This is a genomic window from Mesorhizobium sp. L-8-10, from assembly GCF_016756635.1.
In the GTDB taxonomy this organism is placed as follows: Bacteria; Pseudomonadota; Alphaproteobacteria; order Rhizobiales; family Rhizobiaceae.
On sequence record NZ_AP023263.1, the window covers coordinates 7,904,720 to 7,920,076 of the forward strand.

Sequence of the window (15,357 nt, forward strand, 5' to 3'; positions counted from 1 at the left end):
GCTTTAGGGAGCATCCATGAGCCGTTTCTCTTCGATCGAGCAGCTGTCCGCCACCTGCAACGACCTACCCGAACGTGACGAGCAAGCGGCGATGGCTGCCTCCGCAAGGCAGGACACGCTGACGAAGCCCCAGGGCAGCCTCGGCCGGCTCGAGGAACTGGCGATCTTCCTGGCCGGCTGGCAGGGCCGCGCGGTGCCCAAGCTCGACCAGGTGGCCGTGATCGTCTTTGCCGGTTCGCATGGCGTGACCGCGCGCGGGGTCTCGGCCTTCCCGGCCGAGGTGACGGCGCAGATGGTCGCCAACTTCGCCGCCGGCGGCGCCGCGATCAACCAGCTTGCGCATGCGGCCGGAGCCGGGCTCGCCGTCGTTCCGCTTGAAATCGAGCGGCCGACGGCGGATTTCACGACGGCGCCGGCGATGACGGAGGACGAGTTCCTCGCCGCCGTCTCGACCGGCTACGACGCCGTCTCCCCGACGACGGATCTGCTTTGCCTGGGCGAAATGGGCATCGGCAACACCACGGCGGCGGCAGCGCTGGCCGCGGCGTTGTTCGGCGGCAAGGGCGCCGACTGGGTCGGGCGCGGCACCGGCGTCGACGATGCCGGGCTCTCGCGCAAGGCAGCGGCAGTCGATGCGGCAATCGCGTTCCACGGCTCCGCACTTTTCGATCCGCTGGCGGCGCTGGCAAGAGTCGGCGGCCGCGAGCTGGCCGCGATCTTCGGCGCGGTGCTCGCAGCCCGGCGCTACCGTATCCCCGTCCTGCTCGACGGCTTCGTCTGCACTGCCGCTGCCGCGCCGCTGGCCAGGCTGCGGCCCACCGGGCTCGCCCATGCGCTCGCCGCCCATATGTCGGCCGAGGCCGGCCATCGCGACCTGCTCGGAAGGCTCGGCCTGAAGCCGCTACTCGATTTCAACATGAGGCTCGGCGAGGCGTCCGGTGCTTGCCTTGCCGTAAACCTCATGCGCTCGGCGCTCGCCTGCCACGCCGGGATGGCAAGCTTTGCCGAGGCCGGCGTGTCGGAGAAATAGTCCGAAGATCGAGAGCAATTCCAGCAAAACCGGACAGCGGTCTTGCATCCGGAATTTGCGAAAACCAGGAGCTTGCGCGGTTCCGCGATTCGGAGAAAAGCGGAAACCGTCAAGCGAGAACCGCGCAACCGCTCGCGTCCGGGGCGCGAGGGAATGCGCCGACGTGGTGCCGAAGCCCTCGAGCATGTCGCCCGAAAGTGGGAACCGGTTTCGGGACAACGACATGCACGAAACACGGGCTTGAAGCGCGTCGCATGAATCCGATTCGACTCGACGCGCTCAAGACGGCGCGCCGTCAGTTTGTGCCGGACTCAGGCGGCCGGTCGGTTGTCCGGGAATCCAGGCTTCTCGCCCGTTTCCGGTCGAGCTTGCCGAATTCCGTCATGATGCTCACGAGCACGCTTCCCGTCCAGCCGAATGTGAACAGCCCCGACATCGCGATACTGGGTCCGAGCAATCGCCACTGATCGGGCAAGGAAATGTTCCCCGCTCCGAGCGTCGTGTAGCTTTCCAGCACGAAATAGTAGCTGTCCCGCATCGAGTGAATCAGTTCCCCGTGGGATATGGGAACAGCCCAGATCAGCGTCTCCAGAAAGTGCAGGCCGGCCAGCGATCCGATCGTAAGACCAAGCAGAAGATTGGGACGCCAGAAGCCGTTTCGTTCTACCCTGATCCAGGACCTGTTGAAGCGGCGGCTGATGGATCGAATTCCCGCTCCATGCACGAAGATCACCAGGACCACCCCGAGCGTGCCGATCACAATCTCCAGGATCGGTTCAGGGTTCGACAGATCGTCCATTGTCTTGTGGCTCCTCGTCTCCGCTCGAGTGCAATGCTCCGGCCCGCGCCAGTAGAAGGAGAGTACGCATTGGCCTTCCAGGACGCGTGCCGTCAAGCACGTCGACCATGCGCAGCGGCCACGGCGAGCAGGGTCGCGATATCGCAGGCCGGCGAGAAGCGACCCTGCGAGAGGGGGCATTCTTCACCGTGCCGCCCGGAACTCCACGATGAAGCGCGCGCCGCCTCCGACCGGCATCCCGCCACGCAAGGGGCGATCCCGGGCGTCAGTCTCCCGCGCGGCGCAGCACGCCGAGGCTGTTCTCGTCGAGGAACTCGATCGTCATGGCCGATGCCTTGCCGTCAGGGCCGATCGCGAAGCTCACGCCGGAGGGCCTGTCCGGCATCTCCTCATCCGGAAAAGTCAGGAAAATATCCCGGTCGAAATGCTGCAGGGAATAGGATCGAGCACCATCCGGGCCCACCTTGAGCACCAGGCCGTTCCCTGCACCCGAAACGACGGCATCGCCGACGAATTCGTTGGCGTAGCGCCCCTCATAGGCGTCCATCGGCCTGGCCGGCGCAGCAGGCGTTGGCGGAGAGGCATAGGCGGCTTTGGCCGCTTCGACCACAGGACCGAAGAGGCCCGCATAGATCGCGTCCCAAGCCTTTACCCAGTCCTTTCCGATCGTGCCGTCGAACACGAGGTCGGCGAAACTGTCGGACAGCCCCTCGGGAACACCGGTCGGAAAGGCGTTGGCAAGTATAACGATGCCGAGTTCCTCCTTCGGGAAGAGCGTCACGAGGCTGCGAGCACCGACGCTGAAGGCGCCGGCATGGCCCCAGCTCAGCCCATGGCGACCAAATTCGACATTCCACCCGAGACCATAGAAGGATGTGCCGCCGGTGACCGGGTTGCTGCCGCGCGCCATCAGAGGAACATGGGTCTGTTCCAGCGCGTCGGCCGCTATCACCGGCTTGCCGTCAACGGCTCCGGCGGCCAGTTCGAGGCGCATCCACTGCGCGAGATCACGGACCGTGGAACTGACGCCGCCCGCCGGGGCCTGTGCATCGGGATCGCGCTCGATCTTCGCGGCCCAGGCTCCGTCGACCTGGATGTGAAGGGCGGCACGGTTTGCACGCTCGACGAAGTCGGAATGGCGGGAACTGGTCGACATCATTCCGAGCGGCCGGTAGAGCCTCTCCTCGGCGACGTCCTCCCATGGCTTGCTAGTGGGCTTCGCGGCAGCGACGGCGCCTTCCGTCAGTCCGAAATTGCTGTAGGAGTACCCCGCGCGAAAGCTCGACGATGGCGACACGAATCTCAGACGGCGCAGGATCTCCGCGCGGTCGTAACCGATGCCCTCGAGGTCATCGCCCGCGGTACCGGGGAGCCCACTGCGATGCGCGAACAGGTCACGGATGGTGAGTTCGCTCGTCGGATAAGGATCGGCGAGCCGAAAGGCCGGATCGAGATCGGCGATCTTCGAATCCCAGGAAACGCGCCCGTCGCCGACAAGCGCGGCGACCACCGTCGCTGAGACCGGCTTGGAAAGCGAAGCGATCTGGAACACCGTGTCGGCGTCCACCAAATCGGGCTTGCCGGCCTCGCGCCGCCCGAAGCCCTTCAGATAGACGACCTTGTCATTGTGCACGACACCGATGGCAAGGCCCGGCACGCCGCCGTCCGCCACGAGCCTTTCGGCCAGGGGTTCGAGCTTCGACAGCGCGGCTTCGACCCGATCGGGCGTGACTGTCTGGGCCGACGCGCCGCTCGCCGGCAGCGCCATGGCTGCGAGGAGAGTCCATGCATTCCGATGACGGAGAAACCAACCTGTAAATGGTTGCATGCCCGGCTCCCTCCCTCGAGCGTATCTGCTTCAGGGTACTGACCGGCGTGAGGGAAGCCAAGTGTGGTGTTTCGAAGAACGCCGCCAGCCGAGACCCTTCCTATTGGGCAGTAGGGAACTCCACGACGAAACACGCGCCGCCGTCGGCCGGCGTTTCGTAACGCAGCGATGCGCCGTGGTGACGGGCGATCTGGCGCACGAGTGACAGCCCAAGACCCCATCCGCCTGCCGTCTCGCTCCGACCCGACGGCCGGTAGAACGGCTCGAAAACCCTGTCGCGCTCGGCCTCCGGCACGCCCTGGCCATGGTCGCGTACGGCAAGCCTGGCGACGTTGCCTTCTTGCGCAACGTCGATGCTCACAGGCGGCGCGCCGTGACGCTGCGCATTCTGGACGAGATTGCGTACCAGCCTGGCGATAAGGCGCGGATCGCCCGAGACCATGGCCGGCGCGCCGGTCACCTCCACGGCGGCACGCGCTCCCTCTTCGGCCGCGACGGCGAGCAGGTCGACGGGTTCGACGAGGTCGAGCTTTTCGACATGATCGAGCCGGCTGGCGAGGAGGATCTCTTCCACCAGCGTGTCCAGTTCGCCGAGGTTCCGGAGGATCTCGTCGCGGCTGGCAGCACTGCCCGACTGTTCGAAGAGGTCGATCGCCATGCGCAGCCGCGCCAGCGGCGAGCGCAGTTCGTGGCTGGCATTGGCAAGCAGCGAGCGGTGCGCGGCAAGCAACCGCTCTATGTGGTCGGCCGCCTTGTTGAAGCTGCGCGCCACGGCCGCGACCTCGTCGTGACCATCGTCGGCAACGCGCGTGGCGAGCGCTCCGCCGCCCCAGGCATCGACGCCGCGCCTCAATCGTTCGAGCCTGCGCGTCAGGTGGCGGACGACCGGATAGGCAGCGAGCCCGATTACCGCCGCGATCATGGCGAGCCAGGCGAGCGGATTGCGGCCGCCACCGCCCGGACCGAAAGGCCTGTCCATGCGCGCGGCGACGGTGCGGCCATCGGACAATCTGAAGACGAAGATGCGGCCGTCGGGACCGTCGCGGCGTCCGCGCCGCGACAGGACGTCTGCCGGGAACGGCGCCCCGGCGGAAGCGAGCAGCCTGCGATCGGCACTGTAGACGGAGAGATCCGCGTCAAGCGCCTCGGCCAGCCGGCCGACAGTCGCCTGGAACGCGGCCGGATCGGCATCCGCCGGCAAAAGGGCCGCGACCACACGTTCGCGCCGCTCGCGCCAGCTCGTCTCGGCCTCGCCCGAATTGAAATGCACGAACAGCGCGCTCGATGCTGCGACCAGAGCGAGGCTGGCGATCAAGGTGAGGTAGACCTTCAGGAAAAGGGTGCGGCGGATCATCGGTCGTCGTCCTGGTAGCGGGCGAAGACGTAGCCGGTGCCCCGCACGGTGACGATGCGGCGCGGATGTTTCGGATCGGTCTCGATCGCGGCACGGATGCGCGAGACATGGACGTCGATCGAGCGGTCGAACGCGTCGAGTTCCTCGCCGCGCACCATGTCCATAAGCTGCTCGCGCGACAAGGTGCGGCCGGCATTCCCGGCGAGCGCCACCAGAAGGTCGAACTGGTAGCTGGTGAGCGGGCGTTCCTGGCCGTCGATGCGCACGGAGCGCGAGCCGGGATCGATCTCCAGCCGCCCGAAACGAAGGATCCTGGACGGGGCGGCCGTCGCTGCGCCGCGGCGGCGCAGGATGGCGCGCAGCCGCGCCAGCAACTCGCGCGGATTGAAGGGTTTGGGCAGATAGTCGTCCGCGCCGATCTCCAGCCCGACGATGCGGTCGGTCTCGTCACCCTTCGCGGTGAGCATAAGGATCGGCACGTCGGAGACGGCGCGCATGCGCCGGCAGGTCTCGAAGCCGTCTATGTCGGGCAGCATGACGTCGAGCACGACGGCATCCGGAGCGCGGCGCGACAGCTCCGCAAGGCCCTGATGTCCGTTCGGCGCGGTGAGGACGGTGAAGCCGTTGGCCGAGAGATAGTCGGCGAGCATGGCCGAAAGCCTGGTGTCGTCGTCGACGATCAATATCTGTTCAGCCATTCCGTCCGCCGTTCTCGAGACGCGCCATCCTTGGCCCTGGAGCCCGGCTTGGCAACACGCCTTGTCCGTCCAGTACCGCTACTGGGTGCTTTGGACCCCTCTTGGTGCGTCCTTCGAGGCTCGCTGCGCTCGCACCTCAGGATGAGGGAGGTTGGCGCGATGCACCGGACCGAGGGAGGTTGGCGCTGCGCACCCGAACCGAGGGAGGTTGGCGCTGCGTACCCGAACCGAGGGAGGTTGGCGCTGCGTACCCGAGCCGGGGCGTCAGCACTACACATCTCAGGACAAGGGGGGCTGGCACGACCTCCCTCATCCTGAGGTGCGTGCGCGGCGAGCCTCGAAGGGCGCACCGAGTGTCAGCCCCAAAAAAGCCGCCGGCAAGGGGAGAGGAAGCGTGGACTTCCTCTCGCTGATGCCGGGCCAGCCTACCAGCGGCCGAAGGCGCGGCGCTCCTTGAAGTGGTCGAGCAACTCCTTGCGCTGTTCCGGCGTGAGCACTTCGGCCGCGTCGAGCAAAGCGGCCGACATGGTCTTGGAGGCGTTGTCGATCACCTGGACGCGTTCGGAGCGAACCTTCTCGGCCGCGGCGCGATCGATTGTCGGCGCGCCGAGGATATCGGCGAGCTGGTCGCGGGCGTCGATGAAGCCTTCCCGCATCGAACGCATGTCGTCGCGAGCCTTGCCGACGATCGCCTTGATCTTCTCCGACTGGTCGGGCGTCGCCTTCACGGCCTCGAGCACATAGTCGAGCCGGCGTTCGGCGAAACCTCTACCGCCCCAGGCGCTGTGCATGAAATGACCGCCGTCCATGCCGCGGCCGAACTCGCCGCTCCATGCGCCCGCAAGCCCCGCGCCGACGAGCGCGACAAGCGCTACGCCGCCGATCACTATCCGCGAGCGCCATCCGCCGCCTTCCGCCGGAAGCCTGGTGTCGTTGCCGTTGTTCGTTTCCATGATACGGTCCTTTCGTCTTGATGGGATAAGAGGACCGTAGCGCCCCGACGTTTCGGTCGTTCGCGGGGAATGTGAAGTTTTGTAAAGCCGGGATGGCGCCATCGGTGCGGCAGGCGGTCGTCTCCCCGTCCACAGCTACGGTATCTACACGTCGCCAAGGTACCCCTTGTATGAGGAAATCCTGCTATGGATGAGGAGTTGGCTCTGCAGGGGTGGCCACCCCTGCAGAGCCGGTCGATTGTCGGATCGGAAACCCCTGAGCCGTTGCTGGCTGAGGATGAGCGTGATCGCAGTCGACTTTCTTCATCGGACCCGGATGGTTGCTTGAACACCCTGGTTCGCATTAACGCAAGGTTGGGTCGACGAAGATGAACGATACTAGCATGAAATGCGCCGGTGTGGATGTCTCCAAGGCCAAGCTCGACGTTGCCGTTTTCGACGGGCAGCGTTTTGTGGAGACCAACGACGCCGCCGGCCACCGCCGGCTGGCGGCGCGGCTGACGGCGGCCGGGGTCGAACGGGTCGGCATGGAGGCGAGCGGCAACTACGAAGCCGCCGTCAGAGCGGCGCTCGAAGTGGTGGGCTTCGCGGTCAAGGTCTTCGATCCGCGTCAGGTCCACGGCTATCGCATCTTTCGCGGTCGCCGTGCCAAGAATGATGCGATCGATGCCCATCTGATCCTCGCCGCCACGGCGGCGCTGGGCAGCGGCGGCGCGGCGGCCGATCCGCGGCTGGCGGCCTTTCAGGAGCACATGACGCTGATCGACGCCCTCACCGACGACATTGCCCGGCACGAGACCCGGCGTGACCGCTTCAGCGATCCGGCGCATCGGCGCTACCTCGAGGCCGAGATCCGGCGGTTGAGCAAGCGCAAGTCCAAGGAGCTCGCCAAGCTCATTGCAAAGGTGAAGGCCCATGCCGATCTGGCCAAGCGGTTCGCCCTGCTGCTGAGCATCCCCGGCCTGGGCGAGATCACCGCCCTGGTCTTCGTCGTGCGCATGCCTGAACTCGGCCGCTTGAGCCGAGCCGAGGCGGCGGCGCTCGTCGGCGTGGCCCCCTTCGACCACGACAGTGGAACCCATGCCGGACAGCGCCGCATCGCGGGTGGACGCCGGCGGCTGCGCAAGGCCGTCTACATGGCGGCCTTCTCGGCCGCCAACCACTGGAACCCGATCCTCGTGGCCTTCAGGAAACGCCTGGTCGACGCGGGCAAGACCTACAAACAGGCGATCGTCGCTTGCGCCAGAAAGCTGGTCCACATGGCCAACGCTGTCCTCGCCAGAGGAACGCCGTGGAACCCTCAAAATGCCAGCGCCTGAATCATGGTTGCTCATCCGACCTCGCTTCGCGAGGCCACCTTCTCCCACAAGGGGAGAAGGCTGGAGCCAAGTTTGGCCGGCTCTGCAAATCGTCGGTGTTTGCGATTGGCGGAGACGCGCCGCAGCCTTCCCTTCTCCCCTTGTGGGCCCCTTGTGGGAGAAGGTGGCCTCGCCCGCCAGGGCGAGGTCGGATGAGGGGTACTTCCACGATATGTGCATCCCATAACCATTTACAGGGAGAAGGTGGCGGCCGCCCAAGGGTCGAAGGAAGGAGCGGTCCTGTAAAAAACTGGGCAAAAACAGGGCGAGGCCAGTTTTCGGCCTCGCGCCTTTCGGCATCGTGGCACGGCCTGTTTCGGCATGATCTGATCGGACACGACGTGAAGAAATCCTGCCCGGCGGGGAGCAGGCCGCAAGACGTCGACGGTGAAAGCATGCGTCAGAAAATCGTCGATGCCGCCGCTGGCGTCAATCGGGAACGCGAGGGGTCATCAAGAATTGATCGAGAGTGCCGGGCGTGCCGCCACCCGCCGATCAGGTGGCCGCGCATTCGCGAGAGCGGTAGCGGCGCAAGTCAACCCCTTCCCTGCATCTGCCCCCAGCCGCCGCCATTGGCGGTGTCTATCAGTATCTCGTCGCCGGGCTCGACAACGAGGCCGCTGACGAAGGCGTGGCGTTCGAGGCTGCCGTCGCGGCGGCGCACCGAAAGACCGTTGGTGCCGCCGCTGGCGCCGCCGGCAAGCCCCCAGACCGGCTGGCGGTTGCGGCTGTAGCCGGCCGAGAGCACCGCGCAGCCGCGCGGCCGGTAGTTGACGGAAAGCCCCTTGCCGCCCTTGTGCCAGCCCTGCCCTTCATCGGTCTCGTTCAGCCTCTTGTGGCCGACATCGATCCCGTATCGGGCTTCGCAGATCTCGACCGGACAGTTGAAGGTCTCGCCATGGCTGGTCGAATACATGGCGTCGAGCCCGTCGCCCGCCGCCGTGGCGCCCCAACCGCCCATCTGCGGCTCGACCATGGTGAAGCGGCGGCCGGTGTCGGGATGGTCGCCGGCAATGACCGTGCCGCAGATCGAGGCGAAATGCCCGGCCGGCAACCGGTCCGGCAAAGCCTCGGCCATGCAGCGCCACAACATGTCGTAGAGGCGGATGCGCGTCTCGAAATAATAGCCATGCGGAGCATTGCCCTCGGCGTGAAAGATGGTGCCGGGCTCAGTGACGACCTCCAGCGCCCGGAACGATCCGGCATTGGCGAAGAGGGTCGGGTCGGTCAGCGCCTTGAGGATCATCTGACAGGAAATGACGGCCCCGTCGCGGCTGGTGTTGTAGGGCGCGTCGCGCTGCTGCGGATTGCCTGATAGGTCGACCGTGAAGCGTTCGGCCGAGACGGTGATCGAGGCGCGCCAGATCGCGCCGTCGTCCTGCTCCTCCTCTATCGAATAGACGCCTTGCGGAATGGACCCCAGCCCGGCGCGGCCGCGACGTTCGCCTTCCCGGAACAGGTCGTCGATCGCGGCGTGATAGGCCGCTGCGCCATAGGTCTCGACAAGCTGCCTGATGCGCGTCTCGGCCTTGCGGCTGGCGGCGACCTGGGCCCAGAGATCGCCCCGCACGAAATCGGGCATGCGCGAGTTGGCCGATATGATGTCGAAGACGGAAGCGATCGGCCGTCCGGCCTCGAACAGTTTCACGGCCGGCAGGCGCAGCCCCTCCTGGAAAATCTCCGAAACGTCGACCGCCATGGAACCGGGCGTGCGGCCGCCGACATCGTTCCAATGGGCGATCGAGGCCGCCCAGGCCACACATTCGCCGCCCGCGAATACGGGCATGGCGATGACGACGTCGTTCAGATGGGTGACGCCCCCATAATAGGGATCGTTGGTGACGAAGCAGTCGCCGTCGCGGATGCTATCGAGCCCGTGCAGGCCTACGATGCGTTTCACCGCCTTGTCGAGCACGCCGACAAAGGTCGGGATGCCGGCGCCCGAACTCACCAGTTCGCCGTCCTTGTCGGTGATGCCGGTGCCGACGTCGAGCACCTCGTAGATGATCGGGCTCATCGCGGTCTTCCTGAGAACCGCGAACATCTCGTCCGAGGCAGCGACGAGGCTGGCCTGGATCACCGTCGCGGTGATCGGGTCATCGGCATGATCTGTCATGATCTCTTTCTCCCATCCGGGACGGGACGGTCGTCCCATCCGTGACGGGACGGGTGTCCCGTCAGGGATAAGACATTCGTCTCGAGGTGCCCCCGTGCCATGCGAACGCGCGGCTCTCAAAGCCCCGTTTCGATCACCACCTTACCATGGGTGGTGCGCGGCTGCCTCAGATAGTCGAAGGCCTCGACATACTTCTCCATCGGATAGACACGATCGATCTGCGGGCGGATGCGGCCCTCACTTAGCATGCCGTAGATGAAGGCCTCGCCCTTGGCGAGCATCGCCGGATCCTCGACATAGTTGAACACCGAATAGGGATGGAACACCGCGTTCTTCTGGAACATGTCCACGAAGGGCAGTTCGGGCCACACCGTGTCGAGCGTGCCGTAGAAATAGATGCACGCATTCCGGGCGAGCGCCGGGCTGTATTGGGCGATGAGGCCCGCGCCAACCGGGTCGAAGGCCATGTCGACGCCCTTGCCGCCCGTGATCTCCCTGATGCGGCCGGCGAGATCGGCCTTGCCGGTGACGATGACATGGTCGGCCCCCATCTTCCTGAGATAGTCGGCGTTCTCCTCGAAACGCGTCGTGCCGATCATGGTCGCGCCGAGGATGCGGCCGATCTCGAGCGACGCCGCGCCCGCGGTGCTGGTCGCGGCCGTCACGAGCACATGGCTGCCGGGACCCACCTTGGTGACCTCGGCGAGCGGGAAATAGGCCGTCAGATACTGCATCCAGATCGAGGCGTTCTCCACGGCCGAGAGGTTCGGCACCGCCTTCGTGACATAGCGCGCGTCGATGACGAGCGATTCCGTGCTCGCGCCCCTATCGTAGTAGAAATAGGGCAGCGTGGAGACACGTTCGCCGATGGCGAAGCCCTCGGTGTTCGGTCCGACCGCGTCGACGACGCCTGCCGCCTCGATGCCGACACGGGCGGGAAGCCGGGGAAAGCTGAAGGAGTAGTTGTCCTTCATCAGGTCCATGTCGCCCCAGTTCAGGGCGAAGGCCTCGACACGAAGCCGCACCTCGCCCGGGCCAGGCTCCTCGAGTGGCACTTCACCAAGCTCCAGGCCGCGATAGCCGGAATAGTCGTGGATTCGCCAGGCACGAGGCATGAGGTTCTCCTTTTCCTACAGTTCAATGCGCGTCCCTGCTCAGACCTGCGCGACGTGGAGGTCGCGCGGCAGCGTGGACAGGATCTCGGGCCCATCCTCGCGCAGGATGACGATCTCCTCGAGCCGGATGCCGAAGCGCCCGGGCAGGTAGATGCCGGGCTCGATCGAGAACACCATGCCCTCTTCCAGCACGGTCTCCGAGGTGGCGGTGATATAGGGCGGCTCGTGGCCGTCGATGCCCATGCCGTGGCCGGTGCGGTGGACGAAATATTCGCCATAGCCCGCGTCGGCGATGACCCTGCGCGCCGCGGCATCGACCTCCCTGGCCAGCACGCCCGGCTTTGCCGCCTGCAGCGCCGCCTGGACGGCCTTCTCGACGATGGTGTGGATCTGGCCGTAGCCTTCCGGCGGGCGTCCGACGACGGCCATGCGGGTGATGTCGCTCGGGAAACCGTCCTTGCGGCCGCCGATGTCGATGACGACGGCATCGCCCTCTTCCAGCGTGCGGCCGCCGGTCTGGTGATGCGGGAAGGCGCCATTGCCGCCGGCGCCGACGATCCAGAAGGACGGCGTGGCGCCTTCGGAGGCGAAATGCTCCTTCACCACGGCGGCGAGCCCGGTCTCCGTCATGCCCGGCCTGATGGCGGCGAAGGCCTTCTGCATGGCCCTGTCCGCGATGCCGGCATTCATCTTCAGGCGTGCGAATTCGCCCGCGTCCTTGCGCATGCGCAGCGCGCCCAGCGTCTCGGCGGTGAAGGCGTGCCTGGCGCCCGGCAGAGCATCGAGGAGCAGAAGCGCGAAATCGGCCCGCATCGTTTCGTCGAGCGCCACCTTGTCGACGCCGCGCGCGCCGATCTCGTCGAGCGCTGCGGCAAGCGCGGCATGCGGGCCGTCAGCATCAGCCCAGGTGAAGAAAGAGATGTCGGTCTCCTCGCGCGAGCCTTCCGCGTTCAGGACCGGCATCAGGAAGGTTTCCTTGTCCAAGCCGACCAGCAGCAGGCAGGGCCGTTCGTCGGGATGCGGATGGAAGCCAAGCAGCCAATCCATGTGAGAACCCGGCGCGATGGCGACGAGGCCGGTGCCTGACGCTTTCATCTTCTCGCGCAGGGCGGCGAGGCGTTTCCTGGTGTCGACTTTCATTGCAGGTCCCTTCTTGTCGTCCGTCCCGGTTGCCCCCTCACCCGGCCTCCGCTTCGCTCTCACCCTCTCCCCGCTGGGGAGAGGAGGCTTTCGACGCTGGCGCTCAATCGGCTCTGTCAACGGGTGAGCGTATCGTTCAACGATCTCTTCTCCCCGTCGGGGAGAAGGTGGCCGAGCGAAGCGGAGGCCGGATGAGGGGGGCATCAAAAATAGCGGCTATTCCGCTTCCACCACGATCCTGTTGCCGAAGGGTTCATTGGTGTCGAACTGGCCGAAGCGCGCGATCTCCTCTTCCGGCGGCGGCTCGCTCGACCATTTCCGGCTCGGCACCCAGCCGCACTGGCGCTTCAGCACGGCGGCATATTCGGCCCGTTTCAGCGCCGCGATCGACGGGTCGATGACGGGCACGCCGAGCTTCTTCTCGACATCGCGGTAGAATCCGACCTCGAGCGTGCAGCCGAGGATCAGTGCTTCCGCGAAATCCTCCTCGACGGCCTTGCGGCCGGCCTCGATCAGCCGGCGTTCGGTCTCGGCATGATCCTTCTGGAAGTCGTTCACGCCGAGCTCGACGTGATAGAAACCCGACAGGCGATGTTCATGGCCGTGCTCCCGCACGGTGCTCGCCATCTGGTGCACCCATTTGCGCCGGCCGACGATGATGCCGAAGCGGTTGGAGAGGCTGGCCGCGATCTCGCAGGAGGCGACGCAGGGTGCGGTGATGATCATGTCGCCCGAGATCTCGCGGGCATCGTGCAGGGCGGTGTCGTAGAAGCAGCCGATGGCGAGCGCGTCGAAGCCCTCGCGCGCGGCGGCTCGCACGGCGCGGATGATGCCGCGCGTCACGATCGCCTCGTAGGACCGGTATTCGATATGGGTGAAACCGCCTTCGGCCGGCGGCAGCGAGGCAAGGTGGATCTCGGTGCCGGGCAGCTTGTGATCCCTAGCCATGTCGGCGAAGACCTGATCGTAGCTGCTGTCGCCGACAGGGCTCAGATACATGATCTTGATCGGTCTTTCCATGGGCATGCACTCCTCCTGGGGTTTGACGCGTTTCGGTGCGGCGTCGCTTGATAGGGCCGGGTCGGCGCGAAGCTACCCCTCATCCGACCTCGCTTCGCGAGGCCACCTTCTCCCACAAGGGGAGAAGGTCGGAGCCGGGCTTCAACGGCTCTGCAAGTCTCCGGCGTCGACGCTTGGCAGAAGCGCTGCTGCAGCGCGTTCCCTTCTCCCCTTGTGGGAGAAGGTGGCCTCGCGAAGCGAGGTCGGATGAGGGGTAGCTTCGCGACGACCTCCGACGCAGCCGCTATGCCACGCCGTAGATCTCCCGTGCCCTTTCGCGCGTGATGAGGCCGTTCTTGATATCCTCCTCGACGGCCGCGCGATCGCGCTCCTTCGGGTCGCCGATGCCGCCGCCATTGCCGGTGACGACACGAATGACGTCATCGGTATGGGTGGTGAGGCCGGAGACGAAGGAGAAGCGCTCGCTGGAGCCGTCCTTGCGGATGACCCTCACATAGTTGGGCGAACCCTCGCGGCCGCCGTCGAGCGCCCAGGCCGGGAACTTCGAGCGGGTGTAGCCGGCCGTGAGGAAACCGTTGTCGCCGCGGATGCGGTAGTCCATGACGATACCGCGCCCGCCGGTGAACTTGCCTTCGCCGCCCGGCTCCATGTTGAGCTCCATGCGGTCGACCATCAGGCCGTTGCGGGCCTCGTTGATCTCGGCCGGGCAATTGTAAGTCTCGCCGTGGAAGCCGGAGAAGATGGCGCTGTTGCCGTCCCCGCGCTCGCTGGCGCCCCAGCCGCCGAGCTGCGGTTCGATGATCGTGTACTGGCGGCCCGTGTCGGGGTGGATGCCGCCGATGAAGGTGCCGCAGACGGAAGCGAAGTTGCCCGATGCCAGCCGCTCCGGCATGTGCTGGGCGAGGCAGCGCCACATGATGTCGTACACGCGCAGCTCGATCTCGTAATAGAAGCCGATCGGCGCCGGCTCCCTGGCCTGGAACACGGAGCCCTCGCGGGTCAGGAGCCGGATCGGACGGAACGAGCCCTCATTGGCCGGCGAATAGGGATCTGTCAGCGACTTGAAGATCATCTGGGCGGCGACCATGACGCCGTCGCGGCTGGTGTTGACCGGCCCGGTCGACTGGTCGGGATTGTCGCGCAGGTCGACCGTGAACTCCGTGTCAAAGATGGTGATCTTGACGTTGAAGATGCGGCCGTCGTCCTGCTCCTCGGACAGCTCGAAAGTGCCCTTGGGCAGCTTGGCGAGCTCGGTGAGCGAGACCTGCTCGCCGAAATCCATGAAGGACGACATGGCGTGCTCGAAGGTCTCGACGCCATATTTGTTGGCGATGTCGACCAGCCGCCGCGCGCCGATGCGGACCGAGGCGATGGCCGCCCAGACGTCGCCCTCGAGCACGTCGGGCATACGCGAATTGACCTTGATGATATCCATCACCGAGCGGATCGTGTCGCCCCTGGAGATCACCTTGATCGCCGGCAGCCGCAGGCCCTCCTGGAAGATCTCGGTCGCCTCGCCGGTGAGCGAGCCGGGCGCCATGCCGCCGACATCCGAATTGTGGGCGATGTTGGCCGTCCAGGCGATGATGCGGCCGCCGGCGAAGACAGGCATGGCCACGATGATGTCGTTGAGATGGGTGACACCGCCATAGTAGGGATCGTTGGTGAGGAAAACGTCGCCGGGCTCGATGTCGCCAGGCTTGTCGAACTTCTTCACCAGCACCTTCACCGCCTTGTCGAGCACGCCGATGAAGGCCGGAATGCCGGCCCCCGAAGAGGCAAGCTGTCCCTTCGCGTCGGTGATGCCCGTGCCCATGTCGAGCACTTCATAGATGATCGAGCTCATCGCGGTCTTCTTCATCACCGCGAACATCTCGTCGGCCGTCGCCTGCAGCGAATTCTGGATGATCTCCAGCGTGATCGGATCGGTCTTCTGCATCGCTTCC

Annotated in this window: 12 protein-coding genes; 2 read left to right on the forward strand and 10 right to left on the reverse strand. The window is 65.9% G+C overall.

Annotated elements, in window-relative coordinates:
* Nucleotides 1–16 precede the first annotated feature (16 nt).
* Complete coding sequence (gene cobT / locus JN280_RS36695) at nt 17–1,030, forward strand: nicotinate-nucleotide--dimethylbenzimidazole phosphoribosyltransferase (RefSeq protein WP_202309081.1); 1,014 nt, start codon at nt 17–19, stop codon at nt 1,028–1,030.
* A 295-nt stretch (nt 1,031–1,325) separates the two neighbouring features.
* Here the strand turns inward: cobT and JN280_RS36700 are convergent, their stop codons facing one another.
* The 5 genes from JN280_RS36700 to JN280_RS36720 all read right to left on the reverse strand — a co-directional run bounded on the left by JN280_RS36700 (nt 1,326) and on the right by JN280_RS36720 (nt 6,662).
* Nucleotides 1,326–1,829: an ion channel gene (locus tag JN280_RS36700; RefSeq protein ID WP_202309082.1), complete on the reverse strand. Its 504-nt coding sequence runs from the start codon at nt 1,827–1,829 to the stop codon at nt 1,326–1,328.
* Nucleotides 1,830–2,094: 265 nt separating this feature from the next.
* Nucleotides 2,095–3,597: a serine hydrolase gene (locus JN280_RS36705; protein ID WP_244742613.1), complete on the reverse strand. Its 1,503-nt coding sequence runs from the start codon at nt 3,595–3,597 to the stop codon at nt 2,095–2,097.
* Nucleotides 3,598–3,757: 160 nt separating this feature from the next.
* Entirely contained in the window at nt 3,758–5,008 is a 1,251-nt protein-coding gene (locus JN280_RS36710) for an ATP-binding protein (protein WP_202315270.1), read from the reverse strand.
* A complete protein-coding gene (locus tag JN280_RS36715) occupies nt 5,008–5,709 on the reverse strand; it encodes a response regulator (protein WP_202309084.1) in 702 nt (233 codons plus the stop codon). Before JN280_RS36715 ends, JN280_RS36710 begins: the two co-directional genes overlap by 1 nt.
* A 425-nt stretch (nt 5,710–6,134) precedes the next feature.
* On the reverse strand, nt 6,135–6,662 hold the full coding sequence (locus JN280_RS36720; RefSeq protein WP_202309085.1) for a Spy/CpxP family protein refolding chaperone: 528 nt from the start codon (nt 6,660–6,662) through the stop codon (nt 6,135–6,137).
* A gap of 368 nt (nt 6,663–7,030) precedes the next feature.
* Here JN280_RS36720 and JN280_RS36725 point away from each other — a divergent pair, with 368 nt between their 5' ends.
* A complete protein-coding gene (locus tag JN280_RS36725; RefSeq protein ID WP_202304435.1) occupies nt 7,031–7,981 on the forward strand; it encodes an IS110 family transposase in 951 nt (316 codons plus the stop codon).
* Between the two features lie 574 nt (nt 7,982–8,555).
* Here the strand turns inward: JN280_RS36725 and JN280_RS36730 are convergent.
* The 5 genes from JN280_RS36730 to JN280_RS36750 form a co-directional block, all read right to left on the reverse strand.
* Nucleotides 8,556–10,136, reverse strand: a complete 1,581-nt coding sequence (locus JN280_RS36730) for a hydantoinase B/oxoprolinase family protein (protein ID WP_202309086.1) — start codon at nt 10,134–10,136, stop codon at nt 8,556–8,558.
* Between the two features lie 116 nt (nt 10,137–10,252).
* Nucleotides 10,253–11,251, reverse strand: coding sequence for a zinc-dependent alcohol dehydrogenase family protein (locus tag JN280_RS36735; RefSeq protein WP_202309087.1), 999 nt, complete (start codon nt 11,249–11,251; stop codon nt 10,253–10,255).
* 39 nt (nt 11,252–11,290) lie between these two features.
* The gene (locus JN280_RS36740) at nt 11,291–12,391 is read right to left on the reverse strand and encodes a M24 family metallopeptidase (protein ID WP_202309088.1); all 1,101 of its coding nucleotides are present in this window, start codon (nt 12,389–12,391) and stop codon (nt 11,291–11,293) included.
* A gap of 216 nt (nt 12,392–12,607) precedes the next feature.
* Nucleotides 12,608–13,417, reverse strand: a complete 810-nt coding sequence (locus JN280_RS36745) for an aspartate/glutamate racemase family protein (RefSeq protein WP_202309089.1) — start codon at nt 13,415–13,417, stop codon at nt 12,608–12,610.
* A 277-nt stretch (nt 13,418–13,694) separates the two neighbouring features.
* Nucleotides 13,695–15,350 carry a hydantoinase B/oxoprolinase family protein gene (locus JN280_RS36750; protein ID WP_202309090.1) on the reverse strand — a complete coding sequence of 552 codons (1,656 nt, stop codon included), beginning with the start codon at nt 15,348–15,350 and terminating at the stop codon, nt 13,695–13,697.
* Nucleotides 15,351–15,357 lie beyond the last annotated feature (7 nt).

What these genes read in the sequence shown, in the direction of transcription:
- JN280_RS36700 (WP_202309082.1), bottom strand. Translation starts at nt 1,829, where the DNA reads ATGGACGATCTGTCGAACCCTGAACCGATCCTGGAGATTGTGATCGGC.
- JN280_RS36750 (WP_202309090.1), bottom strand. Translation starts at nt 15,350, where the DNA reads ATGCAGAAGACCGATCCGATCACGCTGGAGATCATCCAGAATTCGCTG.
- JN280_RS36735 (WP_202309087.1), bottom strand. Translation starts at nt 11,251, where the DNA reads ATGCCTCGTGCCTGGCGAATCCACGACTATTCCGGCTATCGCGGCCTG.
- JN280_RS36740 (WP_202309088.1), bottom strand. Translation starts at nt 12,391, where the DNA reads ATGAAAGTCGACACCAGGAAACGCCTCGCCGCCCTGCGCGAGAAGATG.
- JN280_RS36720 (WP_202309085.1), bottom strand. Translation starts at nt 6,662, where the DNA reads ATGGAAACGAACAACGGCAACGACACCAGGCTTCCGGCGGAAGGCGGC.
- JN280_RS36725 (WP_202304435.1), top strand. Translation starts at nt 7,031, where the DNA reads ATGAACGATACTAGCATGAAATGCGCCGGTGTGGATGTCTCCAAGGCC.
- cobT (WP_202309081.1), top strand. Translation starts at nt 17, where the DNA reads ATGAGCCGTTTCTCTTCGATCGAGCAGCTGTCCGCCACCTGCAACGAC.
- JN280_RS36730 (WP_202309086.1), bottom strand. Translation starts at nt 10,136, where the DNA reads ATGACAGATCATGCCGATGACCCGATCACCGCGACGGTGATCCAGGCC.
- JN280_RS36745 (WP_202309089.1), bottom strand. Translation starts at nt 13,417, where the DNA reads ATGCCCATGGAAAGACCGATCAAGATCATGTATCTGAGCCCTGTCGGC.
- JN280_RS36705 (WP_244742613.1), bottom strand. Translation starts at nt 3,597, where the DNA reads ATGGCGCTGCCGGCGAGCGGCGCGTCGGCCCAGACAGTCACGCCCGAT.
- JN280_RS36715 (WP_202309084.1), bottom strand. Translation starts at nt 5,709, where the DNA reads ATGGCTGAACAGATATTGATCGTCGACGACGACACCAGGCTTTCGGCC.